This is a genomic window from Acidovorax sp. CF316, assembly GCF_000276605.1.
GTDB lineage: Bacteria > Pseudomonadota > Gammaproteobacteria > Burkholderiales > Burkholderiaceae_C > Acidovorax.
Window position 1 is genome coordinate 1 of sequence record NZ_AKJX01000160.1, and the last position, 24,195, is coordinate 24,195.

Annotated in this window: 25 protein-coding genes; 6 read left to right on the forward strand and 19 right to left on the reverse strand. The window is 68.4% G+C overall.

What is annotated here, in order from left to right:
- Positions 1-45: 45 nt before the first annotated feature.
- From era to nagZ, 5 genes are all read left to right on the forward strand, one after another.
- Positions 46-1,056 carry a GTPase Era gene (gene era, locus PMI14_RS19650; RefSeq protein WP_007857071.1) on the forward strand — a complete coding sequence of 337 codons (1,011 nt, stop codon included), beginning with the start codon at positions 46-48 and terminating at the stop codon, positions 1,054-1,056.
- Between the two features lie 65 nt (positions 1,057-1,121).
- Entirely contained in the window at positions 1,122-1,889 is a 768-nt protein-coding gene (gene recO / locus PMI14_RS19655) for a DNA repair protein RecO (protein WP_007857072.1), read from the forward strand.
- Between the two features lie 14 nt (positions 1,890-1,903).
- Positions 1,904-2,659: a pyridoxine 5'-phosphate synthase gene (locus tag PMI14_RS19660; RefSeq protein ID WP_007857073.1), complete on the forward strand. Its 756-nt coding sequence runs from the start codon at positions 1,904-1,906 to the stop codon at positions 2,657-2,659.
- An 11-nt stretch (positions 2,660-2,670) separates the two neighbouring features.
- Positions 2,671-3,066, forward strand: a complete 396-nt coding sequence (gene acpS / locus PMI14_RS19665) for a holo-ACP synthase (protein ID WP_007857074.1) — start codon at positions 2,671-2,673, stop codon at positions 3,064-3,066.
- A 65-nt stretch (positions 3,067-3,131) separates the two neighbouring features.
- Positions 3,132-4,241, forward strand: a complete 1,110-nt coding sequence (gene nagZ / locus PMI14_RS19670; protein WP_007857075.1) for a beta-N-acetylhexosaminidase — start codon at positions 3,132-3,134, stop codon at positions 4,239-4,241.
- Between the two features lie 19 nt (positions 4,242-4,260).
- On the opposite strand, the gene PMI14_RS19675 is transcribed toward nagZ, so the two are convergent.
- The 13 genes from PMI14_RS19675 to PMI14_RS19735 form a co-directional block, all read right to left on the reverse strand.
- The gene (locus PMI14_RS19675; RefSeq protein WP_007857077.1) at positions 4,261-4,932 is read right to left on the reverse strand and encodes a mechanosensitive ion channel family protein; all 672 of its coding nucleotides are present in this window, start codon (positions 4,930-4,932) and stop codon (positions 4,261-4,263) included.
- 46 nt (positions 4,933-4,978) lie between these two features.
- Entirely contained in the window at positions 4,979-6,016 is a 1,038-nt protein-coding gene (locus tag PMI14_RS19680) for a diguanylate cyclase domain-containing protein (RefSeq protein ID WP_007857078.1), read from the reverse strand.
- Positions 6,017-6,063: 47 nt separating this feature from the next.
- A complete protein-coding gene (lysS, locus tag PMI14_RS19685; protein ID WP_007857079.1) occupies positions 6,064-7,608 on the reverse strand; it encodes a lysine--tRNA ligase in 1,545 nt (514 codons plus the stop codon).
- A 143-nt stretch (positions 7,609-7,751) separates the two neighbouring features.
- Positions 7,752-8,384, reverse strand: coding sequence for a sugar transferase (locus tag PMI14_RS19690; protein WP_007857080.1), 633 nt, complete (start codon positions 8,382-8,384; stop codon positions 7,752-7,754).
- A gap of 2 nt (positions 8,385-8,386) precedes the next feature.
- Positions 8,387-9,559: a DegT/DnrJ/EryC1/StrS aminotransferase family protein gene (locus tag PMI14_RS19695; RefSeq protein ID WP_007857081.1), complete on the reverse strand. Its 1,173-nt coding sequence runs from the start codon at positions 9,557-9,559 to the stop codon at positions 8,387-8,389.
- Positions 9,546-10,910, reverse strand: a complete 1,365-nt coding sequence (locus PMI14_RS19700) for a UDP-glucose/GDP-mannose dehydrogenase family protein (RefSeq protein ID WP_007857082.1) — start codon at positions 10,908-10,910, stop codon at positions 9,546-9,548. Before PMI14_RS19700 ends, PMI14_RS19695 begins: the two co-directional genes overlap by 14 nt.
- A gap of 33 nt (positions 10,911-10,943) precedes the next feature.
- Positions 10,944-11,645, reverse strand: coding sequence for a methyltransferase domain-containing protein (locus PMI14_RS19705; RefSeq protein WP_007857083.1), 702 nt, complete (start codon positions 11,643-11,645; stop codon positions 10,944-10,946).
- Entirely contained in the window at positions 11,642-12,673 is a 1,032-nt protein-coding gene (locus PMI14_RS19710) for a glycosyltransferase family 2 protein (protein ID WP_007857085.1), read from the reverse strand. The genes PMI14_RS19705 and PMI14_RS19710 overlap by 4 nt, the downstream gene beginning before the upstream one ends.
- Positions 12,670-13,734, reverse strand: a complete 1,065-nt coding sequence (locus PMI14_RS19715) for a glycosyltransferase (RefSeq protein WP_007857087.1) — start codon at positions 13,732-13,734, stop codon at positions 12,670-12,672. Before PMI14_RS19715 ends, PMI14_RS19710 begins: the two co-directional genes overlap by 4 nt.
- Positions 13,727-14,338 (reverse strand): acyltransferase, encoded by a 612-nt coding sequence (locus PMI14_RS19720; protein WP_007857088.1) that lies wholly within the window; start codon positions 14,336-14,338, stop codon positions 13,727-13,729. The genes PMI14_RS19715 and PMI14_RS19720 overlap by 8 nt, the downstream gene beginning before the upstream one ends.
- Positions 14,322-15,554: a lipopolysaccharide biosynthesis protein gene (locus tag PMI14_RS19725; RefSeq protein ID WP_035204720.1), complete on the reverse strand. Its 1,233-nt coding sequence runs from the start codon at positions 15,552-15,554 to the stop codon at positions 14,322-14,324. Before PMI14_RS19725 ends, PMI14_RS19720 begins: the two co-directional genes overlap by 17 nt.
- Positions 15,555-15,724: 170 nt before the next feature.
- The gene (locus PMI14_RS19730) at positions 15,725-17,620 is read right to left on the reverse strand and encodes a nucleoside-diphosphate sugar epimerase/dehydratase (protein ID WP_007857090.1); all 1,896 of its coding nucleotides are present in this window, start codon (positions 17,618-17,620) and stop codon (positions 15,725-15,727) included.
- Between the two features lie 34 nt (positions 17,621-17,654).
- Positions 17,655-18,290 carry an LON peptidase substrate-binding domain-containing protein gene (locus PMI14_RS19735; RefSeq protein ID WP_007857091.1) on the reverse strand — a complete coding sequence of 212 codons (636 nt, stop codon included), beginning with the start codon at positions 18,288-18,290 and terminating at the stop codon, positions 17,655-17,657.
- A 79-nt stretch (positions 18,291-18,369) separates the two neighbouring features.
- On the opposite strand from PMI14_RS19735, the gene PMI14_RS19740 reads away from it, so the two are divergent.
- The gene (locus PMI14_RS19740) at positions 18,370-18,918 is read left to right on the forward strand and encodes a YggT family protein (RefSeq protein WP_007857092.1); all 549 of its coding nucleotides are present in this window, start codon (positions 18,370-18,372) and stop codon (positions 18,916-18,918) included.
- Between the two features lie 65 nt (positions 18,919-18,983).
- On the opposite strand, the gene accD is transcribed toward PMI14_RS19740, so the two are convergent.
- The 6 genes from accD to PMI14_RS19770 form a co-directional block, all read right to left on the reverse strand.
- On the reverse strand, positions 18,984-19,856 hold the full coding sequence (gene accD / locus PMI14_RS19745) for an acetyl-CoA carboxylase, carboxyltransferase subunit beta (protein WP_007857093.1): 873 nt from the start codon (positions 19,854-19,856) through the stop codon (positions 18,984-18,986).
- Positions 19,857-19,991: 135 nt separating this feature from the next.
- Positions 19,992-20,801, reverse strand: a complete 810-nt coding sequence (trpA, locus tag PMI14_RS19750; RefSeq protein WP_007857094.1) for a tryptophan synthase subunit alpha — start codon at positions 20,799-20,801, stop codon at positions 19,992-19,994.
- Complete coding sequence (trpB, locus tag PMI14_RS19755) at positions 20,798-22,069, reverse strand: tryptophan synthase subunit beta (protein ID WP_007857095.1); 1,272 nt, start codon at positions 22,067-22,069, stop codon at positions 20,798-20,800. The genes trpA and trpB overlap by 4 nt, the downstream gene beginning before the upstream one ends.
- The gene (locus PMI14_RS19760; protein WP_007857096.1) at positions 22,047-22,808 is read right to left on the reverse strand and encodes a phosphoribosylanthranilate isomerase; all 762 of its coding nucleotides are present in this window, start codon (positions 22,806-22,808) and stop codon (positions 22,047-22,049) included. The genes trpB and PMI14_RS19760 overlap by 23 nt, the downstream gene beginning before the upstream one ends.
- Positions 22,805-23,623 carry a tRNA pseudouridine(38-40) synthase TruA gene (gene truA, locus PMI14_RS19765; protein ID WP_007857097.1) on the reverse strand — a complete coding sequence of 273 codons (819 nt, stop codon included), beginning with the start codon at positions 23,621-23,623 and terminating at the stop codon, positions 22,805-22,807. The genes PMI14_RS19760 and truA overlap by 4 nt, the downstream gene beginning before the upstream one ends.
- A gap of 49 nt (positions 23,624-23,672) precedes the next feature.
- Positions 23,673-24,195 (reverse strand): FimV/HubP family polar landmark protein (locus tag PMI14_RS19770; protein ID WP_304412198.1); only part of this gene is annotated, 523 nt, incomplete at its 5' end.

Here is a 24,195-nt window from a genome sequence, read left to right on the forward strand (position 1 = left end):
GGCCGCTGCGGCCGCCATGCTGGCCACACTGAAAGCAAAGAACCTATGAACGACGCCACCAACGAACCGGCCGGCGATTCCAGCCAGCCACCGGGCGCCCAGTCGCCCGCCGACCTGGAGGCGATGCTGGCCGGGGCGCGGGTGCCTGCTGCTGCGGTGGAAGGCCAGCGCTGCGGCGTGATCGCCATCGTCGGCAAGCCCAACGTGGGCAAGTCCACGCTGCTCAACGCCCTGGTGGGCCAGAAGATCAGCATCACCTCGCGCAAGGCGCAGACCACGCGCCACCGCATCACGGGCATCCGCACGCGCGAGCAGACCCAGTTCGTCTTCGTCGACACGCCGGGTTTCCAGACCCGCCACGCCACGGCGCTCAACAAGTCGCTCAACAAGACGGTGATGGGCGCGATCGGTGATGTGGACCTGATCCTCTTCGTCGTCGAGGCCGGCAACTTCACGCTGGCCGATGCCAAGGTGCTGTCGCTGTTCAAGCCCGGCATTCCCACCTTGCTGATCGCCAACAAGCTCGACATGGTCAACCGCCGTGCCGAACTGGCCCCCTGGCTCAAAAGCATGCAGGAGCGCCACCCGTTCGCCGAATTCGTGCCCATGTCGGCCAAGAACAAGGGCGACATCGAGCGCCTTTTCGGCATCTGCGCCAAGTACCTGCCCGAGCAGGCCTGGTGGTATGGTGAGGACGAGCTCACCGACCGCAGCGAGAAGTTCCTGGCCAGCGAAACCGTGCGCGAAAAGCTGTTCCGCTTCACCGGCGATGAACTGCCCTACACCTCCACCGTCGTCATCGACAAATTTGAGGAAGAGGCCAGCAAGCAGCACAAGCGTCTCGTAAAGATCGCCGCCACCATCGTGGTCGAGCGCGACAACCACAAGATGATGGTCATCGGCGACAAGGGCGAGCGCCTGAAACGCATCGGCACCGAGGCCCGACAGGAGCTCGAAAAACTCATGGACGCCAAGGTATTCCTCGAGCTCTGGGTCAAGGTGCGCTCCGGCTGGGCCGACGACGAAGCGCGCGTGCGCTCCTTCGGCTACGAGTGAGGATGGCTCCCGCGCTGCTCCGTGCAGAGGCGCCCGAGCGCCTGCGGCGTGGCTGAAAGCCGCCCATGGCCGTTGCCAAACGCATCTCCGATGAGCCCGCGTTCGTGCTGCACAGCTACGACTGGAGCGAGTCGAGCCTGATTCTGGAGGTCTTCTGCCGCCGCCAGGGCCGGGTCGCCCTGGTCGCCAAAGGGGCCAAGAAGCCCACCTCCAACTTCCGGCCGGTGCTGCTGCCGCTGCAGCCGCTGTTGCTCACCTACACCCTGTCGGGCGACGGTTCGGCCGACATCCACACCCTCAAGGGGGCCGAGTGGGTGGGCGGCCATGTCATGCCTACGGGTGACGCGCTGCTGTCGGGCATGTACCTCAACGAGCTGCTGCTGCGCCTGCTCGCGCGGGCCGATGCGCACACCGCGCTGTTCGATGCCTATGCCGGGGTGGTGCGCGTGCTCGCCAGCGAGCATGGCGATGCGCTCGAGCCCGTGCTGCGCAGCTTCGAGCTGCTGCTGCTGCGTGAGATCGGCCTGTTGCCCAGCCTGGATGCGCAGACCATGACCCTGGAGCCCTTGCACCCCGGCACACGCTACACGCTGGTGGCCGAAGGGGGCTTGCGTAAGGCCTCATTGGGCGACCGTGTCGCGCTGCCCGGCAGCCAGTGGCAGGCCCTGCAGGCAGCACTCGACACCAGCGCATCCAGCTACACGGCCACCTTGCGTGCCTGTGCGCCGGTGGCCGCCGAGCTCAAGCCCCAGCTGCGGGCGCTCTTGCAATACCATTGCGGCAGTCCCACGCTGCGCACCCGCCAGCTCATGATGGATCTGCAGACCCTCTGATCTACGAACCTTCCATGGCACAACTCCCGTCGCATCGCACCGCTTTGTCGGTCAACGTCAACAAGGTCGCCCTGGTGCGCAACACGCGCCACCTGGGCATTCCCAGCGTCACGCGCGCGGCGCAGGTATGCCTGGAGGCCGGTGCCCGGGGCATCACCGTGCATCCCCGCCCGGACGAACGCCATATCCGCAGCCACGACGTGTTCGAGCTGGCCGAGCTCATGAAGGCCTGGCCCGACCGGGAGTACAACATCGAGGGCAACCCCTCGCAGAACCTGATGGACTTCATCCGCCAGGTGCGTCCGCACCAGGCGACCTTCGTGCCCGACAGCGAAGACCAGTTCACCAGCGACCATGGCTGGAGCTTCCCTCAGGATGCCGAGCGCCTGGCACCGCTGATTGCCGAATGCAGGGCCCTGGGCGTGCGCGTGAGCCTGTTCATGGACCCGACACCCGAGGCCATGGCCGCCGCCAGGGCCGTGGGGGCCGACCGCATCGAGCTCTATACCGAGCCCTATGCCGCCGCCTGGGGTACGCCCGACCAGGCAGCGCAGCTGGAGCGCTACCGCGCCGCCGCCCAGGCGGCCCTGGATGCCGGGTTGGGCGTCAATGCCGGCCACGACCTCAACCGCGACAACCTGACCGCCTTCGTGCGCGGGGTGCCCGGCGTGCGCGAGGTGTCCATCGGCCACGCGCTGATCGCCGACGCGCTGGAACTGGGCTATGCGGCCACCGTGCGGGCCTACAACGCCTGCATAGCGGCTGCCTGAGCACTGCAGCCATGATCTACGGTATCGGCACCGACATCTGCGACGTGCGCCGCATCAAGGCCAGCCTGGAGCGCCATGGCGACCGTTTTGCCGAGAAGGTGCTGTCCGCGGGCGAGCTCGCTACCTGGCGCGCCCGCACCGCTCGCTGGCCGGACCGGGGCCTGCGCTACCTGGCCACCCGCTTTTCTGCCAAGGAGGCCTTCAGCAAGGCCATCGGCCTCGGCATGCGCATGCCCATGACCTGGCGCCACTGCGAAGTGGCCAAGCTGCCATCGGGCCAACCCGTGATCGTGCTGCACGGCGCGCTCAAGGAATGGTTCGAGGAGCGCGGCCTGCAGGCCCACCTGAGCGTGACCGACGAAACCGACTACGCGGCCAGCTTCTGCGTGGTCGAAAAAGCGCCTTGATACCTGTGGGGGCGCTTTCCCTGGCGCACCTGCCCATCCCCATTCCTTCTGATTCTCACAAGTCCATGACCGAACACGCACCCGTCATCCTCGATGTGGCCGGCACGTCCCTCAGCGCCGACGACCGCCGCCGCCTGGCCCACCCGCTCACGGGTGGCGTGATCCTGTTCGCCCGCAACTGGGACAACCGCGCCCAGCTGCTGTCCCTGACCAGCGCCATCAAGGCCGTGCGCGACGATCTCCTGATCTGCGTGGACCACGAAGGCGGCCGCGTGCAGCGCTTTCGCACCGATGGGTTCACCCACCTGCCGCCCATGCGCGCCCTGGGCGCGATGTGGATGGACGATGGCAAGGGCGCCAAGGCGGTGCCCGGCAGCGGCGCCCTGCGCGCGACCAATGCCGCGACGGCCGCTGGCTATGTGCTGGGCACCGAGCTGCGCGCCTGCGGTGTGGATTTCTCCTTCACCCCGGTGCTCGATCTCGACTGGCAGGAAGAAGCTGCCGGCTCGCGCAGTGGCGTGATCGGCGACCGCTCCTTCCACCGCGACCCGCGCGTGGTATCCCTGCTGGCCAAGAGCCTCATGCACGGGCTGCTCCAGGCCGGCATGGCCAATTGCGGCAAGCATTTTCCCGGCCATGGCTTCGTCCGGGCCGACTCCCACACCGAGGTGCCGGTGGACACGCGCAGCCTCAAGGCCATCCTGGCCGACGACGCCGCCCCGTACCCCTGGCTCAGCAGCACGCTCACCAGCGTGATGCCGGCCCACGTGGTCTACCCCAAGGTGGACAGCCGCCCCGCCGGCTTCTCCAAGCGCTGGCTGCAAGACATCCTGCGCCGCGAGATGCGCTTTGACGGCGCCATCTTCAGCGACGACCTGAGCATGGAGGGCGCCCGCCGCCTGGACGGCCAGCTGGTCAGCTACACCGACGGCGCCCTGGCCGCGCTGGAGGCCGGTTGCGACCTGGTGCTGCTGTGCAACCAGAGCGTGGGCGATGGCAAGGCGGTCGACGAACTGCTCGACGGCCTGGCCGAGGCCCGGGCGAAGGGCCACTGGCAGCCCAGCGTGGACAGCGAATCGCGCCGCATCGCCCTGCTGCCCGAAACCCTTCCCCAGGCCTGGGACGACCTGATGTACCAGCCGGCCTACCTGCAGGCACTCGACCTGCTGCCCTGAACTGCGCCGCCGCCCCGGTTCAGGGCGCGGGCGTGGCGGGAGGAGATTCCTGCACCGGTGCGGACGTCGCGGGCAGCGCGGGCATTGCCGGCGCTGCGGACTCCGCCGCTGCGGGCGGCGGTCCTCTCCAGCGCCGGATCACGCGCTGGAAGATCAGGGCATTGGGTATCTGCAGCCAGGTACCGTCCGGACCTGCATGGAGGTGGTCTTCGAGCGTGGTGTACAGCAGGTTGATGTCCACCACCCGGCCCTTGGCGCCGGGCTTCTCGGCCGTGTCCAGCACCTCGATGTAGTCGCCCACGCGGAACGGCCGCACGGTGAAGATCAGCAGTGCGCAGAACAGGTTGGAGAGCACGCTCCAGGCCGCGAAGAAGGCCACGGCACCCACGGTGGCAAAGCCCGTGAGGGCTGTCCACAGCACGGTGGCCGACACCCCCATGCGCTCGAGTACCAGCAGGAAGGCGCTGGCCACGATGGTCCAGCGGATCAACCCCTTGATCGGCACCAGCAACTCGTCGGGCAATTGGTAGTGGGCGGCGGCACGCGCCACCAGGCGCCTCAGCAGGCGCTGCAGCAGCCAGGCCACGAAAATGATCAGCAGGATCTGCAGGCCGGGCACGATCACCTCGAGCCAGTCCTGCACCCAGTCGGGCAGACGTGTCTTCAAAACATGCAGACCAGTGCTGGCCATGGGAAAAGAGCGCGAGGCCCGGAAACAACAACAGGAAATATCGCCATCAGCTGCGCAACTGCTCCACGGTATCCATCTGCATCTCGAAACTGAAGAAGCGGTTGCGGCCCTGGGCCTTGGCCGCGTACAGGGCCTGGTCGGCGCGCATGATCATGCTCTCGGCGTTGGTGCTGTCGTCGGGCACGCAGGTGGTGATGCCGCCCGACAGCGTGAGCGCATCGCCCAGCGGCGAGTCCGGGTGGGCAATGCCGCGCACCTTGAGCAACTGACCCAGGGCCCGCGCAAAGGTCATGGCGCCGGAGCGTGGGGTGTTGGGCAGGATCAGCGCGAATTCCTCGCCGCCATAGCGCGAAGCCACGTCGCGTGGCCGCACGCACACCTCGCGCAGCAGGCGGCCCACTTCCCTGAGGCAGGCATCGCCTTGCACGTGGCCGCTGGCGTCGTTGAACAGCTTGAAATGGTCCAGGTCACAGAGCATCAGCGTCAGCGGCGTGCCGTCGCGCCGGGCCGACAGGATCTCGCTGTGCAGCATGCGGTCGAAGCCCCGGCGGTTCACCAGGCCGGTCAGCGCGTCCACCTCCACCATCTCGTTGAGGCGCTGGTTGGCCACATGCAGCTCGGCCGATACCGAGACCAGCCGCCGGCGCATGTCCAAGAGGCGCTGCATCGCGCGCAGCTTGGCCATCAGCACGATGGGCCTGACGGGTTTGACCAGGTAGTCGTCACCCCCCACCTCGATGCCGCGCCACACGTCCAGTTCGTTGTCCAGGCCCGACAGAAAGATGATGGGCGTCCAGTCACCGGCCTCGCTCTCGCGCATCTGCTGCGCCACCCAATAGCCGTCCTTGCCGGGCAACTTGATGTCCAGCAGCACCAAGTCCGGGCGTTGCGCCTTGAACAGGTGCAGCGCCGCCGTGCCCTCGGGGGCCTCGAAGATCTTCGCCACCCCGGCCTGCCGCAACTCGGCCACCAGGGCTGCCCGCACCGAGTTCTGATCCTCGACCACCAGGACCGAGAAGCTGTTGCGGGACGAGGGCCCGGTGGCCGTGGCGGGGAAGGGCGCGCTGCTGGGAGTGAATGGCACGGTGACTCCTTGGTGCGAAGCTCAGGAGATGGGCAGCAGCCAGCCGCTCAGGATTCCCGTCGCAGTGCCGGGAACAGTATCACGTCGCGGATGCTGGGGCTATCCGTCAATAGCATCATCAGGCGGTCGATGCCGATGCCGCAGCCGCCCGTGGGAGGCATGCCGTATTCCAGCGCGCGCACGAAGTCGTGGTCGTAGAACATGGCCTCGTCGTCGCCACTGTCCTTGGCGGCCACCTGGGCGTGAAAGCGCGCGGCCTGGTCCTCGGCATCGTTGAGCTCGCTGAAGCCGTTGCCGAACTCGCGCCCGGTGATGTACAGCTCGAAGCGCTCGGTCACCTCGGGGCGGGTGTCATTGGCACGCGCCAGCGGCGAGATCTCCGTCGGGTGTTCCATGATGAAGGTGGGCAGCCACAGCTTGTCCTCCACCGTCTCCTCGAAGTACAGCACCTGCAGGCTGGCCAGCGAACGCGTGGACAGCTTGTTCTTTTCTTCATTCAGGCCCAGCTTCTTCAGGGCGCTGGTCAGCCAGGCGGCATCGTCCACGTGGGCACCGGCCTCGGTGTACTGGAAGATGGCTTCGCGGATCGTCAGGCGCGCAAACGGCTGCGACAGGTCCACCGCGCGGCCCTGGTAGGTCAGTTGCAGCGAGCCCGTGGCCTTGAGCGCCACCTCGCGGATCAGCGTCTCGGTGAAGTCCATCAGGTCCAGGTAGTTCCAGTACGCCGCGTAGAACTCCATCATGGTGAACTCGGGGTTGTGGCGCACCGAGATGCCTTCGTTGCGGTAGCTGCGGTTGATCTCGAACACGCGCTCGAAACCGCCCACGATCAGGCGCTTGAGGTACAACTCGGGCGCGATGCGCAGGTACATCTCCTGCTCGAGCGCGTTGTGGTGCGTCACGAAAGGCTTGGCATTGGCGCCGCCCGGGATCGGGTGCAGCATGGGCGTCTCGACTTCGAGAAAGCCGTGTTCCACCATGAACTCGCGCAGGCCGCTCACGGCCTTGCTGCGCGCGATGAAGCGCTTGCGCGCCTGTTCGTCGGTGATCAGGTCCACATAGCGCTGGCGGTACTTCTGCTCCTGGTCGGCCATGCCGTGGAACTTGTCGGGCAGCGGGCGCAGGCTCTTGGTCAGGAGGCGCAGGCGCGTAACCTTGATCGACAGCTCGCCGGTCTTGGTCTTGAACGTGGTGCCCTCGGCGCCCACGATGTCGCCCAGGTCCCAGTGCTTGAAGGCCGCATAGGCTTCCTCGCCCAGCGCATCGCGCGTCACGTACAGCTGGATCTGGCCGCCGGTGTCGCCCAGCGAGCCGTCCTGCACCGTGGCGAAGCTGGCCTTGCCCATCACGCGCTTGAGCATCATGCGCCCGGCCACGCTCACCGTGGCCGGGTTGGCCTCCAGGGCCTCGGCATCCAGCGGGCCATAGGTGGCGTGCAGCTCGGCCGCCTTGTTGGCCGGCTTGAAGTTGTTGGGGAAGGCCACGCCACCGCCCTGGGCCTGCACTTCGCGCAGGGCGCGGAGCTTCTCGCGGCGTTCGGCCATGAGCTTGTTGTCGTCCGGGGGCACTGGGGGGGTGTTCTGTTCAGACATAGGTGCGGTCAATGCGGTGCGCGCGTGGCGCGTCGTTGTAGGAAGGCTGCCGGGACCACAGTCCACGGCGGCGAACCTGCCATTTTATCGGCTTGGCGTGCCCGGCACGGTTTTTTGCCCCTGCGGCCGCGGTTTTCCGCCGGTCAGTGCGGCTGGCCGGGGCCGCCGCCCTCGGCGCGGGCAGGCCGCAGCACGGCATCCGCCGTGCGCACGAGGATCACCAGGTCCTGCCACAGGCTGGGGTTTTGCGCATAGCGCGCGGCGTAGTCCAGCTTCACGGGCAGGATGTCTTCCACATAGGTGCGCTCGGGGTCGGCGCTCTGCGCCAGCAGCGCACTCTCGTTGCGAAAGGCGATGGAGGCCAGGTCGGTGATGCCCGGGCGCACGCTGAGCACGATGGCGCTGATCTCGGCCGGGTACATCGCCACGTAGTGCGGTACCTCGGGCCGGGGGCCCACCAGGCTCATGTCGCCCTTGAGCACATTGAGCAGCTGGGGCAGTTCGTCGAGCTTGCTGTGGCGCAGCCAGTGGCCCGCGCGCGTGATGCGCGCGTCCTCGCCAATGGTGATCGCCGGGCCGGTCCTATCGGCCCCGGTGCGCATGGTGCGGAACTTGTAGATGGTGAAATGGCGCCCATGCCGGCCCACCCGCTCCTGGCGGAACAGCGCACCACCGGCCGAATCGAAACGCACCCAGAGCGCGATGGCCAGCAGCACCGGGCCAAGCACCAGCAAGGCGCTGCCCGCAACCACGATGTCCATCAGGCGCTTGAGCATTCTCACCCCAGCAGGGTCTGCAGGGCCGCTATCACACGGTCCTGGTCGGCATCGCCCATCGCGGTGAACAAGGGAATGCTCACCATGGCCTGGTAGGCCGCGTCGGCCTGCGGGAACATCGCAGGCGTGAGCGCATAGCGGTCGCGCCAGTAGGGGTGGCGGTGCAGCGGCACATAGTGCACGCTGGTGCCGATACCGAGGTCCGACAAACCCTGCACCAGTGCATCGCGCGACAGGCGTGCGCCTTGTGTCAGGCGGATCACGTACAGGTGCCAGGCATGCACGTCGCCCGCAGGGGCTTGTGCCGGCAACACCAGGGGCAGGTTTTTCAGGCCGGCGTGGTAGCGCTGTGCCAGGTATTGGCGCCGCTCCACGAAGGCCGGCAGGCGCGCCAGTTGCTGCACCCCCATGGCCGCGGCCACGTCGGTCATGTTGTACTTGAAGCCCGGTGCCACCACCTCGTAGTACCAGGCGGGTGTCTTGGAGGTGAAGCGGTCGAAGGCATCGCGGTTCATGCCGTGCAGGCGCATCACGCGCATGCGCCTGGCCAGGTCCGGGTCGCGCGTCACGGCCATGCCGCCTTCTCCGGTGGTGATGGTCTTATTGGCGTAGAAGCTGAACACCGTGACATCCGAGGCCAGTTGCCCCACCAGCGTGCCCTTCCAGGTCGTGGGCAGGGCATGTGCCGCGTCTTCCACCACCTTGAGGCCGTGTTCCTTCGCAATCGCCAGGATGGCATCCATGTCGCAGGCCAGGCCACCGTAGTGCACCGGCATGATGGCCTTGGTCCGCGGCGTGATCGCGGCGCGCACCAGGACCGGGTCCATGTTCAGCGTCACCGGGTCCACGTCCACCAGCACCGGGTCGGCACCGAGGTAGCGCACCACCTCGGTCGTGGCCGTGAAGGTCAGCGTGGGCGCGATCACCTCGTCGCCCGGGCCGATGCCCAGGGCTTCCAGGGCCAGGTGCAGGCCGGCCGTGGCCGAGTTCACGGCCAGGCTGTCCACGCCGCCGCCGAGGTAGTCGGTGAAGGCCTGCTCGAAGGTCCTGGTCTGCGGCCCTGTGGTGACCCAGCCAGAGCGCATGGCCTCGGCAACCGCATTCACCTCGGCATCGCCGATGTCGGGGCGGGCGAAGGGGAGGAAGGGCAGGGTGGCAGTGTCAGCGTTCGGCATGGGTGGATGGCAAAGAGTTGGCGGGGGCAGTGCCACGGCCGATGGCGTGGTACTCCAGCCCGGCGGCGCGCAGCTCGGCGGGCTCGAAAAGGTTGCGGCCATCGAACACCACGCGTTCGCGCAGCGTGGCGGCCAGGTGGGCGAAGTCCGGGCTGCGGAACTCCTTCCACTCGGTGGCGATGACGAGCGCGTCCGCGCCCTGCAACGCCGCATCGGCGAGCTGCGCGAAAGAAAGGCCGGGGCGTTCGCCCAGGGCCTGGCGCGCCTGGTCCATGGCCTGGGGGTCGTAGGCAACGACCTCGGCGCCCAGGGCCAGAAGGCGCTCGATGATGGCCAGGCTCGGGGCCTCGCGCATGTCGTCGGTACCGGGCTTGAAGGCCAGGCCCCAGAGCGCAAAGCGCCGGCCCGCGAGGTCGGCGCCGAAGCGCGCAACGATCTTGTCGGTCAGCACCTGTTTCTGGCGGTCATTCACGGCTTTCACGGCGGGCAGGATGTGGAACTCCTGCCCCGCATCCTGCGCGGTCCGGATGAGCGCGCGCACATCCTTGGGAAAGCACGATCCGCCATAGCCCGTGCCCGCGTAGAGAAAATGCGTGCCGATGCGCGGGTCCATGCCGATGCCGGTGCGCACGTTCTCGATGTCGGCCCCGAGCTTCTCGGCCAGCAGCGCCAGCTCGTTCATGAAGCTGATGCGCGTGGCCAGCATGGCGTTGGCCGCGTACTTGGTGAATTCGGCGCTGCGCACGTCCATCACCACCAGGCGGTCGCGGTTGCGCATGAAGGGCGCGTACACGGCGCGCATGAGCTCGGTGGCGCGTTCGTCCGCGCTGCCCACGATCACGCGGTCGGGCCGCATGAAATCCTGCACCGCGCTGCCTTCCTTGAGGAACTCAGGGTTGGATACCACGGCAAAGTCGGCAGGCAGGCCGCGGCCCGCCAGCACGCCGGCCACGGCCTCGCCAACCCTGTCGGCCGTGCCCACGGGCACCGTGCTCTTGTTGACGATGAGCTTGTAGCCCGCCATGCGCTCGGCGATCGAGCGCGCCGCTGCCAGCACATGCTGCAGGTCGGCCGAGCCGTCCTCGCTCGGGGGCGTACCCACGGCGATGAACTGCAGCATGCCGTGTGCCACGGCACGGTCGATGTCGGTCGTGAACTCCAGGCGGCCGCTGCGCGCGTTGCGCAGCACCACGTCGTGCAGGCCGGGCTCGTGGATGGGCAACTGGCCCTGGTTCAGCGCGGCGATCCGGCGCGCATCGAGGTCCAGGCACACCACGTGGTTGCCCATCTCCGAGAGACAGGCCCCGGTGACAAGGCCCACATAGCCGGTGCCGATGACGGTGATTTTCATGGGACGTGATTCAGTGCGGTGCGAAGCAGAGGGTCAGGCCGGCTTGGCCAGCCAGGTCAACCGGTGGGTGCGCAGCGGGTACAGCAGCGCCGATGCCGGCGCGAGCCAGGCCGCAGGCAGCCGGCGTGCAATGGGCGGGGCCAGCGTGGTCCGCCGCGACTGCACCTGCGCGTGGGGAAACAGGCGGCGCAGCTCGGCCAGGGGCACGCCGCGCACATCGGGATTGCGGGGATTGTCCACGATGAAGTCATAGACCAGCACGCCGCCGCCCGGCGCCACCCAGCGCCACAGGGTCTCTGCCATGTGCTTGCGGAAGGTCGGGTCCAGCAGCGAGCTGAACAGGGTGAAGGCCAGCACGGCATGCTGGCTGCCCTCGGTCACGGGGGCCAGCGTGGCATCGCCCTCGGTGATGCGCACGGCACCAGGCAGCGCGGCCCGCGCCTGCGCGGCGCGCTCGGCAATCAGCTCCAGCCCCCGCAGGCGTGCCGGGCTGGCACCCAGGCGCAGCAGGTCCTGAAGGTTGCCGCCCGCGCCGCAGCCGACCTCGGTGATGGCCAGGTCCGAGAGGCTGGACCAGCCATGGGCGTTCCACAGCCGCACCAGGGCGCGCAGGCGCTCCTGCTGCGCCTGCAGGGCCGAGGCGCTGGCCATCAGTTGGTAGCGCAGGGCATCCTGTGCGGCATCGCGGCGCGCATAGCGCGCCTGCACGGCCTGGGGTTCGGCGGGGTTGCTCATCGCGTGATCCGGGCAAATTGGGCCGAGGGCGCGCGCGCGCGCAGCACATCCCACAGGCCGCGCCAGGTGCCCAGGCCATAGGCCACGTGGTAGGCAGCGATCACCACCGGCAGCTGCGCCAGCAATTGCCAGCGGCCTGCACTGCGTGCAGCCGACACCGAGGCCAGGGCCACATAGGCTGCATACAGCGCCACCAATGCGGCCAGCGGCAGCGCGGTCCAGGGCAGGCACAGCCCGAACAGGCCGAGCGCGGCCACGAAGGCGGCGGGTACCAGCTGCCGCACCGAACCGGCCTGTCCGTGCTTGCGCACCACGAAGGGGCGCCAGTAGCCGTACTGCCGCTGCTGGGCGAACAAATGGCGCAGCGAATTGCGCGGGTGGTAGAGCGAATGGATCAGCGGGCTCTGCCAGATGCGCCCGCCCGCCAGGCGCAGGCGCAGGTTGTGCTCGTCGTCCTGGTTGCGCACCAGGGCCTCGTCGAAGCCGCCGATGCGCTCGAACACGGCGCGCGGCCAGCAGCCCAGGTAGACCGTGTCCACCTCGCCGTCAAACCCGGTGTCGCGCGAGCGTGCGCCACCCACCACCCAGCGGCACTGGAAGGCGGCGGCCACGGCTTGGCCCATGGGCCCCGTGCCCTCGGCCACCCAGGGGCCGCCCACGTTGTCGGCGCCGGTGCGTTGCAAGGTCTCGATGCAGCGCGCCACATAGTCGGGTGCGAAGCGGGTGTGGATGTCCAGCCGCACGATGACTTCGCCCCGTGCGCGTGCAATGCAGGCGTTGAGCCCGGTGGAGACGATGCGCCCGGGGTTGTCCACCCACTGCAGCCTGTCATCCTGCGCGCTGCGCGCAACCAGCAACTCGCGCGTGCCGTCGTCGCTGCAGCCATCGGCCACCAGCACTTCCATCTGCCAGCTGGGCGGCAGCACCTGTGCCAGCGCGCTGTCGCAGAAGGCCGCGATGTGGGCCGCCTCGTTGCGGCAGGGCGCGATCACGCTGACCCATGCCGGGGTGTCCTGGGGCCGGCTCATGGCGTGCCCATCCGTTCTCGGTAAAGTCGGTCCATCGTATCCATCTGTACGGCACGGTCGCCGTCGCGCGCAATGCGCTGCGTGTTCTCCTGGCCGTGGCGTTGTGCCCGTCCATCGTCGGCAACCAGCGCCTCCAGGCAGCGGGCCAGGGCGGCCGCATCGCGCGGTGGCACCAGCAGGCCGGCATCGAGCCAGGCGCGGTTGGCGTCCAGGTCGCTGGCCACCACGGCCAGGCCGCAGGCCATGCTTTCGAGCACCGAGACCGAGGTCGCATCGCTCGTGGGCACCGAGACGGAGATCTTGCACTGCGCCAGCACCCGCGCCATGCCCGCATCATCCAGCCGGCCGTGAAAGACCACCTGCTGCTCCAGCCCCCTGGCGCTCACCAGCGCGCGCAGCGCGGCTTCCATCGATCCGCCGCCCAGCAGGTGCAGTTGCACCCCCGCTTCGGGATGGCGCGCCACCAGGGCGGCCACCGCCTCGACGATGGTGTCGATGTTGTAGTTGGGTTCCCAGGAGCGCAGGCTCACGAGCTGCAGCCCGGTCTTGCCGGCCCAGGGCACCGGCGCAAAGCGCGCAAGGTCCACGCCCCAGTGGATCTCCTGCACGGGGCAGGCCAGGCCGTAGGCCTGGGCCGCGTCGATCAGGCTCTGCGAGTCACCCGTGATCAGGTCGGCCCGGCGCAGGCTCCAGCCCGTGAGCCAGCGCATCAGCGCGCTCTTGTGCGGCGTCACCAGCAGGTCGCTGCCCCAGGCCGTCATCACCAGCGGGTGGCGGCCACAGCGGGCCGCCAGGTAGCCGTAGGAGGTGATGTAGTGCGCGTGCACGATGTCGGGCGCCAGCGCCTGCACGTAGCGGCGTGCCTGCCCCACGCGCAGCAGCCAGTCGGTCGAGCGGCGCACGGGCGCCAGCACCTTCTGCTCCACCCCCTCGATAGGCTCCGGGCGGGCCGTGACCAGCGACACCCGGTAGCCGCGCGCGCGCATCTCCGCCGCCCAGCGCCGGATGTGCGGGCTGTTGGCATCGCCCAGCAGGCACAGGTGCTTCTGTGCCTCAGCCATGGGGTTGCTCCGGCCCGGCGGTGGGCAGTTCTCCCGCCCAGGCCTGGTAATGCTGTGCCCATTCGGGGTACTGCGCCAGGAGGGCCGCATCGGCCGTGCGCACGTCGCCCACCTGGCGTGCCGGCGCGCCGGCCATCACGGCAAATGCCGGTACTTCGCCGCGCACCTGCGAGTAGGCGCAGATCAGCGCCCCGCGGCCGATGCGCGTGCCGGCCTCGACCAGGCTGTGCGGCCCGACGAAGGTGTAGGCGCCGATGTGCACGGAAGCCTTCACGTAGCCGGGCACTTCACCGCCCGCATGGGTCGCATAGCCGCGCCCGAGCAGCCGGATGGAGCGGTGCGAGCTGTGGGTGACGATGCTCACGAAGTTGGTGATCTGCACACCCTCGTCGATCGTAAGACCCGCGGTGGCGTCGAGAAAGTTGAACTGGCCGATGAACACGTGGTCCGCGAGCGTGAGGCCCGGCTCCCCCTCGATGCAGGTGCTGGGCGCGATGCGCGTGTGCGCCAGCAGCACGCCGCCCGGCGTGCGCTCGCCGAACACCATGCGGTACATCAGCGCCTGCCAGATCCGGCGCCGTGCGCGGTTAAGCCAGGCTTTCATCGGGGATGTTTTTCCAGTGGGCAAGGGTGAGGAAGTAGTAGGCGAAGTAGGGCAGCATGGAGGCCGACAGGCCCCAGGCCGCACCTTCCAGGCCGCCCAGGGCCAGGCCGGCCAGCAGCCCGGCAAAGAAGGCCAATTGTCCCACCAGTGCCAGGCGCAGCGCCCAGGCCTGCGCGCGCCAGGCCAGTGTGGTCACCGACAGCGGCGAGGCGATGAAGTGCAGGGCGATGTAGGGCGCGATCGCGCGCACCAGCGGGCCCGCCTCGCTCCACTGCGCGCCGAACGCGGTGGTGAACAGCCAGGGTCCCCAGAGCATCAGCACGGCTGCCATCGGCAGGGCGATGGTGGCCAGCGCCAACATGCTCTTGCGCACCAGGGCACGGGCCTCGCCCGCCGTGCGGGCCCGCAGCAATTGCGGGTACAGCGCCTGCGAGAGCGCGCCGCCGAGCAAGGTGGCCGGTGCCTTGAGGTAGCGCAGCGACAGCGCCCACAGGCCCGCTGCCGCACCACCCGCCCAGGCCGCCACGGCGATCAGTGTCAGCGTGTCCTGCAGCGCACCCATGAAGGCATGCGGCGTGTTGAGCAGCGGAAAGTCGCGGTGGCGCGCCGCCATGGCGCGCAGCGATGCCCGCGGTGCACGCCACAGCACGGCCCAGCCCCCGGCAGGAGCCGGCCTGGCCAGGGTAACTGCAGCCACCAGCCCTGCGGCCACGGCACCGGCCAGCAGACCTGCCGTGCCCACCTTGAGCAGGCCCAGCGCCAGCTGCAGCAAGGCGCCGCCGCCATGCTGCACCAGGCGCGCGATGGACAGCAGGCCAAAGCGCTGCGAGCGCGTGGCCCACAGCGTGAGCCACTGCGTGGCCGCGATGGACAGCACGGCCAGGGGCAGGGCCCAGGCCAGCGGCATGCCCTGCCGCACGGCGATGACCCCGCCGGCCACCAGCGTGCCGGCCGTGGCCAGCAGCAGCAGGCGCGCGCACAGCGCCATCAGCTCGGCCGCACCCGGTTCGGTCTTTTCCAGCGGCAGCGCGAACTCGTAGCGCGCGCAGCCGACCACCGCCACATTGGTCGCCAGGGCCCACAGCAACGCGAACTGACCGAATTCGGCGGGGGTGTACAGGCGCGTGATGGCCGGCCCCAGCAGCAGCGGCAGCGCATGGGCCACCACACTGCCGGTCAGCAAGGTCGCCGTGGCACGCAGCAGGGTGGAACTCACTTCAGTGATCCATGGCGCTGCGCGCCACCTGCAGCCCACGAAGCCGGCACGCACAAGGCCACTGCTCCCGTTCAAGGGCCGCCCCGCCACACCGGGGGCGTCCCCCTTCCGGATTGCGAAGCATACTGAGAGAGGGGGACGGCGCGAAGCGACTCAGGGGGTGCTTCATGTCAGGCCTGTAGTGGCTCCTGGTGGAAGCCGGGCACCAGTTCGTGCAGCAGGGCCATCATGGTCGCGCCATCGCCCTGGTGGATGGCTTCCTCCAGGGCCTGCAGGCGGCCCTGCAATGCGTCCCAGGCGAGGTGTTCCTCGTGCGCACGCAGAATGCGCGGGTGCGGCGTGGGCTGTGCGCCATCGCCGATCAGCAGTTCCTCGTAGAGCTTTTCCCCGGGGCGCAGGCCGGTGAAGACGATCTCGATGTCGCCCTCGGGGTGCTCCGGGGCGCGCACGCTCAGGCCCGACAGCGCGACCATGCGCTGCGCCAGGTCCAGGATGCGGATGGGCTCGCCCATGTCGAGCACGAAGACCTCGCCGCCCTGGGCCATGGCACCGGCCTGCAGCACCAGCTGCGCGGCTTCAGGGATGGTCATGAAATAGCGGGTCACGTCCGGGTGCGTCACCGTGACCGGGCCGGCCGCCGCGATCTGGCTGCGGAACAGCGGGATCACGCTGCCACTGGAACCCAGCACGTTGCCAAAGCGCACCATGGAGAAATGGCGGCGCGCAGCACCGCCCTCGGTCGGGGGATGGTTGCCGGTGCAGGACGCCACCGCTTGCAGCACCAGCTCGGCCACGCGCTTGCTGGCCCCCATCACATTGGTGGGGCGAACGGCCTTGTCGGTGGAGACCAGCACGAAATTTTCCACCCCGCTGGCCATGGCCGCACGCACCATGTGCAGTGTGCCGAAGACATTGTTGCGGATGCCTTCGCCCGCGTTGGCTTCCACCATGGGCACATGCTTGTAGGCGGCGGCATGGTAGATGGTGCGCGGGCGGTGCGCCTGGCACAGGTCGAGCATGTGCTGCGCGTGGCTCACGCTGGCCAGCAGCGGCACCAGCTCGCAGGCCATGGCTTCCTGCTGCACGATGGACTGCAGTTCCTGGTGGATGCTGTAGAGCGCGAACTCGCTGTGGTCCAGCAACAGCAGGCGTGCCGCGCCCTGGCGCGCGATCTGGCGGCACAGCTCGCTGCCGATGCTGCCGCCCGCGCCCGTGACCATCACCACCTGGCCACGGATATGGCGGCCCAGCAGTGCGGGGTCGGGGGCCACCGGGTCGCGGCCCAGCAGGTCCTCGAGCTCCAGGTCCTGGAAGTCGGTCACCGTCACGCGCCCGCTGGCCAGGTCCGTGAGGCCCGGGATGGTGCGTATGCGCACGGGCAGCTCGCGCAGGTTCTCGATGATCTGGTGGCGGCGCTGGCGTGGCACGCTGGGCAGCGCCAGCAGCACATCGGTGATGCCAAAGCGCTTGACCACCTCGGCCAGGGCGATGGGTGCATACACGCGCACGCCATTGATGCTGCGGCCCACCTTGGCGTGGTCGTCGTCGGCAAAGGCCTCGAGCACGTAATTGCGCGCGCTCACCAGGCCGGCGGCTGTCTGGGCGCCGGCCGAGCCGGCCCCATAGATCAGCAGGCGGTGCGGCGCCCGGGTGTTCTGCCCGGCCAGCCACAGCCAGCCCAGCGAACGGCTGGCGCCCACCAGCAGCAGAAAGATCACCGGCTGCAGGATGCCCACGCTGCGCGGAATGCCGGTCCACTGCCCGACCAGCAAAATGGCGAACAGCAGCGCACCGTAGATGGCCACGGCCTTGCCCGTGGTGATGAGCGCCGCGATGCCGGTGTAGCGGAAGATGGCCCGGTACAGTCCCAGGTTCACGAAGATGGGAAAGGCCAGCGCAGGCGCCAGCACATAGGCCAGCCACTGCATGCCCTCGTTGGGCCAGTGCAGGGTATCGAGGCGCAGCGTGAAGGCCAGCCACATGGCGAACAGGCCCATGGCGATGTCCAGCGCCACCACCACCAGCCGCTTGACCGGGCGGGGCCACTCCAGAACATTGCTCAGCACGTGCCTGCCGCCTGGCTGCTAGCCCTGCGGGTCGTCATTGCGCGATGCCCGTGCGCTCCAGCACGTCGCCCACGAGTTCCAGCCGCACGAGGGGGTTGTCGAGCTCCATCAGCCGCTGCTTGAGCTCCAGCGGCACGGGCAGCAACTCGCACCAGCGGTTGGCCACCCAGCCGCAGTCGTCGAGCTGGGCAGCGGTGGGCACCAGGGCCGCGGGGCTGTCCGGATCGCGCTGCTGCAGGGTGTTGAGCACCTGCGCCAGGGCCTGCGACGCCTTGCGCAGGTCATCGGGCACGGGCACGGCCAGATCGGGGTCGAGGTGCGTCACATCGGCGATCCACAGCCCATGGACCAGGTGGCTGCGTTGCACGATGCGAAAACGCTGGCTGCCGCGGCACTGCAGGGTGATGAGCCCGGCCTGCGGCGTCTCCAGCTGCTCGATGACGGCAAGGGTGCCGATTTCGCTGAACTGCTCCTCGGGCGCGCCCGCCTGGCGCACCTCATGGCCCTGCGTGAGCGACACCACGCCGAAGGGGGCGCCCATCTGGTGGCATTTGCGCACCATGTCCAGGTAACGTACCTCGAACACGCGCAGCGCCAGCAGTCCCTCGGGAAAGAGCACGGAGCCCAGGGGAAAAAGGGGCAGGGATGACAGGGAAAGGGGTTGTGTCATAAAGCAAGTTCTTCGCCCGCTATCATCCCATGGCGCGGGCTGCTTTCGCACCGCCCGCTTTCCTTTTTGCCCCTCCCCCATGTTCTTCCAGATCGCTTCGTTCCTGCTTGATGTCGTCGGTGGCCTGCTCACGGGCGCCTGTCTGCTGCGCCTGTACATGCAGTGGCAGCGCGTGCCGTTCGGCAACCCCATCGGCGGGCTGGTCTTTGCGCTCACGGACTGGGTCATCCTGCCCTTGCGCAAGCTGGTCCCGCCCGTGGGCAGGTGGGACCTTTCCAGCCTGGTGGCGGCAATCCTGTTCCAGGTGCTGCAGTACGTGCTGCTGCTGGTGCTCATCGGCCAGACTGCCGCCTGGGCCTGGTTGCCCTGGCTGGTGCTGTTCGGCCTGGCCAAGGTGGCCGTGTCGGGGCTCATGGGCCTGCTCATCGTGCATGCCGTGATGTCCTGGATCGCTGCCCGCTCCCCGCTGTCCGATGTGGTGTGGCGCCTGTGCGCGCCCGTGTTGCGGCCGTTCCAGAAGGTGATCCCCTTGCTGGGCGGGGTGGATCTGTCCCCCCTGGTGGTGCTGGTGCTGCTGCAGGTGCTGATGATCGTCTTGGGCCACCTGCAGGCCGGTGTCATGCGCTGAAGCCCCGGGCCCCAAGCAAAAGCGCCTGTCGGAGACAGGCGCTTTTTTGATGGGCCAGCGTTCGTTCAGAGCACGGCGTCGGCTGGCAGGCGCTGCAGCATGGCCAGGCTGCTGGCCACGGTGTTACGCAGTTCGCGGCGATCGCAGATGAAGTCCACGGCACCCTTGGTCTGCAGGAATTCGGCGCGCTGGAAGCCCTCGGGCAGGGTCACGCGCACCGTGGATTCGATCACGCGCGGGCCGGCAAAGCCGATCAGTGCCTTGGGCTCGGCGATCACGATGTCGCCCACGAAAGCGAAGCCGGCGCTCACACCGCCCATGGTCGGGTCGGTCAACACGCTGATATAGGGCAGGCCTTTCTTGGCCAGGCGGGTCAGCGCGGCATTGGTCTTGGCCATCTGCATCAGCGACAGCAGGCCTTCCTGCATGCGCGCGCCGCCGGTGGCGGTAAAGCAGATGAACGGCACCTTCTGCTCGATCGCGGTCTCCACGCCGCGCACGAAGCGCTCGCCGACCACGGAGCCCATGGAGCCGCCCATGAAGTCGAATTCGAAGCAGGCCACCACCACGTTGATGCTCTTGACCGCACCGCCCATGACGATGAGGGCATCGGTCTCACCGGTGTTCTCCAGCGCTTCCTTGAGGCGTTCGGGGTACTTGCGGCTGTCCTTGAACTTCAGCGCATCCACGGGCAGCACTTCCTGGCCGATCTCGTAGCGGCCCTCGGGGTCCAGGAAGGCGTCCAGGCGGGCCCGCGCACCGATGCGGTGGTGGTGGCTGCAGTGCGGGCAGACGTTCTGGTTGTGCTCCAGGTCGGACTTGTAGAGCACCGTTTCGCAGCTCGGGCACTTGATCCACAAGCCTTCGGGCACCTGGCGGCGCTCGGTCGGGTCGGTTTGCTGGATTTTGGCGGGCAGGAGTTTTTCGAGCCAGGACATGGTGTTTTCCTCGTCAATGACAAGGGTTCAGCGCATTTCGCCGGTTTTCCGGGCCTGGGGCCAGGAGGCGATGGACAAAACCCTGTGTGAAACCGTAATGGGCGCCCCCCGGGTGGGTGGGCGCCAAGGGGCACATTATGCGTCGAGTGCCTTGCGGATCCCGCGCAGGAAGTCCACGGTGATCGCCACGACCTTCTCGTGCGGCTGGTCCTCAATTAGCTGGATGATGCGCGTGCCGATCACCACGGCGTCGGCCACCTTGCCGATCGCCTGGGCGGTGGCGGCGTCGCGGATACCGAAGCCCACGCCCACGGGGATCTGCACATGCTGGCGGATGCGCGGCAGCATCTGCTCCACGGCAGCCGTGTCCAGCGCTCCCGATCCAGTCACGCCCTTGAGCGACACGTAGTACACATAGCCGCTGGCCACGCGTGCCACCTGGGCCATGCGCTCGTCCGTGCTGGTGGGGGCCAGAAGGAAGATCAGGTCCATGCCGTGCGCGCGCAGGCTGGCGGCAAAGGCCTCGCATTCCTCGGGCGGGTAGTCCACCACGAGCACGCCGTCCACGCCGGCTGCGGCCGCATCGCGCACGAAGGCGCCCGCGCCGTGCACCTGGTCATAGCGCTCCACGGGGTTGGCATAGCCCATGAGCACCACCGGGGTGGTGGTGTTGCGCTTTCTGAAATCGCGCACGTGGTCGAGCACCTGGGCCATGCCGATACCCAGGGCCAGGGCCTTTTCGCCCGCCTTCTGGATCACCGGGCCGTCGGCCATGGGGTCGGAAAAGGGCACGCCCAGCTCGATCACGTCGGCACCCGCCTCCACCATGCCGTGCATGAGGGCGGGGGTGATGTCGGCGAACGGGAAACCGGCGGTGACGTAGGGCACCAGGGCCTTGCGGCCCTGCGCCTTCAATTGGTCGAAAGTGGTGCTGATACGGTTCATGGCTTGGCCTCTGCGCCTTTCACGGTCAGTCCGCGCATGGAGGGGCGGTCGTAGAAATCCTCGCCCGACAGGTCGGCCACGGTGCCGATGTCCTTGTCGCCGCGGCCCGACAGATTGACCAGGATGGACTGGTCCGGGCGCATGGTCTTGGCGAGCTTCATGGCATAGGCCACGGCGTGGCTCGATTCGAGCGCCGGGATGATGCCCTCGGCGCGGCACAGGTGGTGGAAGGCCGCGAGGGCCTCCTGGTCGGTGATGCCGACGTATTCGGCACGGCCGATCTCCTGCAGCCAGGCGTGCTCGGGGCCCACGCCCGGGTAGTCCAGGCCCGCGCTGATGCTGTGCGTCTCGGTGATCTGGCCGTTGGCGTCCTGCAGGATGAAGGTGCGGTTGCCGTGCAGCACGCCCGAGCTGCCGCGCTGCAGCGACGCCGAGTGCTTGCCGCTATCGAGGCCCTCGCCGGCCGCTTCCACGCCGATCAGGCGCGTCTTCTCGAACGGGATGTAGGGGTAAAAGATGCCCATGGCATTGCTGCCGCCGCCCACGCAGGCCACCACGGCATCGGGCTGCTGGCCCTGCACCTTGTTCTCGGCCAGCATCGGGGGCATCTGCTCCACGCATTCGGTGCCGATCACGCTCTGGAAGTCGCGCACCATCATCGGGTAGGGGTGCGGACCCGCCACCGTGCCAATGATGTAGAAGGTGTTGTCCACATTGGCCACCCAGTCGCGCATGGCTTCGTTGAGCGCATCCTTCAAGGTCTTGCTGCCCGACTCGACGGGCACCACGGTGGCACCCAGCAGCTTCATGCGGTAGACGTTGGGGCTCTGGCGCTTGACATCCTCGGAGCCCATGTAGACCACGCATTCGAGGCCGTAGCGCGCGCAGATGGTGGCCGTGGCCACGCCGTGCTGGCCGGCGCCGGTCTCGGCGATGATGCGCGGCTTGCCCATGCGCCGCGCCAGCATGGCCTGGCCGATCACGTTGTTGATCTTGTGGGCGCCGGTGTGGTTGAGGTCCTCGCGCTTGAGGTAGATCTGCGCGCCGCCGAGTTCGCGGCTGGTGCGCGCGGCATGGTAGACGGGCGAGGGCCGGCCCACGAAGTGCTTGAGCTCGTACTCGAATTCGGCGAGGAACTCGGGGTCGTGCTGGTAGCGCGCATAGGCCTCGCGCAGTTCGTTGATGGCGTGGGTCAGCGTTTCGCTGACGAAGCTGCCGCCATAGGAGCCGAAGTGGCCTGAAGGATCAGGTTGCTGATAGGAATTCATGGGGGTTCTTTGCAAGTTGTGCATCGGCCGCACGCACGGCGGCAACGAAGCGTTGGATCTTGTCGGCGTCCTTGGTGCCCCGCAGGGGCTTGCCATCGGGCCCGAGGGCCTCGACGCCGGAACTGACATCAACCGCCAGCGTGGTGCAACGCGGGCGCACTTGCAAAATGCCATCGGTCACGTTTGCAGGCGTGAGTCCACCAGACAAAACGAGGTGAGAGCCGACGCTTGGTGGAAGGAGTGACCAATTGAATGCCTTGCCGCCGCCGCCGTACCCCTCGACATGGGCGTCGAGCAGGATGGCCTGGGCGTTTGAAAAATCGTGTGCGTATTTTACGAGGTCGAATTGTGCCGCATCCGGGCCCAGGGGTATACGGGCCGCGCGCAGGTAAGGCCGCGCACCGTTTCCGGAGGCCGTCTGGCATTGCTCAGGCGTTTCGTCGCCATGGAATTGCACGGTGGCGCCGGCAATCTGTGCGGTGGCGGCCATCACCTCCTCTGCGCTGGCGTTCACGAACAGCAGCACCGGGGTGACGAAGGGCGGCAGGCGCCGTGCCAGTTCGGCAGCGCGCGTTGCCGTGACGGCGCGCGCACTCTGGGCGAACAGCACGAAGCCGATGGCATCGGCGCCCGCCGCCACGGCGGCGTCCACGTCCTGCTCGCGTGTCAGTCCGCAGATCTTGATGCGGGTGCGAGCGGCGGGGTGGGGGGCGGCTTGGGAGGGCGAGGAGGTGCTCATGGGAGCCAATCATACGCAGCCGTGCGCTGGGGCAGGCCCCACGCGGCGTCGTAGACCGGTCCCTGGAAGTACAGCCCGTCGGGCGAGAAGGTGGGCGCTGCGGCATCGCGCGAGCGTGCCTGCAGCACCTGCTCGATCCACCCGGGTGGCTGGTCGCCCCGGCCGATGGCCACCAGGCAGCCCATGAGGTTGCGGATCATGTGGTGCAAAAAGGCATTCGCCTCGAACTCGAAACGCCAGTAGCAGGGGCTCCAGCCGAGCTCGGGATGGGGTTCGCCCAGCCCGCGGCGCGAGATGTCGATGCGCGACAGCGTCTTGACCGGCGACTTGGCCTGGCAGGCCGAAGCGCGGAACGAGGTGAAGTCGTGCTCGCCCAGCAGATGGTCGGCCGCCTGGCGCATGGCCGCATGGTCCAGCGGGTGGTAGACCCAGCCCACGCGCCCGGCATCCACGCTCGGGCGAACAGGCGATTGCAGCAGCACGTAGGCATAGCGGCGCGCCACCGCGCTGCCGCGCGAGTGGAAGTCGTCGGGCACATGGCTGGCCCATTGCACCGCGATGTCGGGGGGCAGGAAGGTATTGGTGCCGCGCACCCAGGACGAGGGCGGGCGGTTCAAGGGGGTGTCGAAATGCACCACCTGCATCAGGCCGTGCACCCCCGCATCCGTGCGGCCGGCGCACAGCGTGCCCACGCGGTGCGTGGCAAAGCGCGCCAGGGCCGCTTCCAGCTTGTCCTGGATGGTGTTGCCGGACAGCTGGCTCTGCCAGCCGCTGTAGGGCTGGCCGTTGTAACTGACACCCAGGGCCACCCTCATGGGCGGGCCTGGGAGAGGGGGCGAAACAGAGGTCCCGGGGTGGGCTGCATCAGCCCAGTTCGACCAGCATGCGCTGGGCGCGGGTCCTGAGGGCGCCGCTCGATTCGGCCACGACCTCCTCGATCAGCGTGCGCGCACCATCGGTGTCGCCGATGGCGTTGAACTCTTCGGCCAGTGCCAGCTTGGTGGCCAGCGGGTCGTCCTGGGCAGCGGCCGATCCGTCGTCTTCCGGCGAGATGGGCACGGCTGCCGTGGGGATTTCCGCTTCGCGCGACGCCGGGGCCGCCATGGGCTTGGAGGGCGCCGTCAGGTCCAGCGACAGTTCACCCAGGTCGAAATCCATGGGGCTGGAGTCCTGGGCGTCGGCCAGTGGCATGGGGCCGGTGGGCGCCATCGTCAGCTCGTCGTTGGGTGCGGCCGCACGGGCTGCCGGTGCGGGGGCCGGTGCGTTCCAGGCGGCATCGGCCGTCAGGTCGGGCAAGTCGAAGTCGTCGTTGGACAGCACGGGCTCCATGCGCTGGGGCTCACGCGGTGTCGGCGCAGCCACAGCGGCGCCGGCTGCTGCGGCCGCC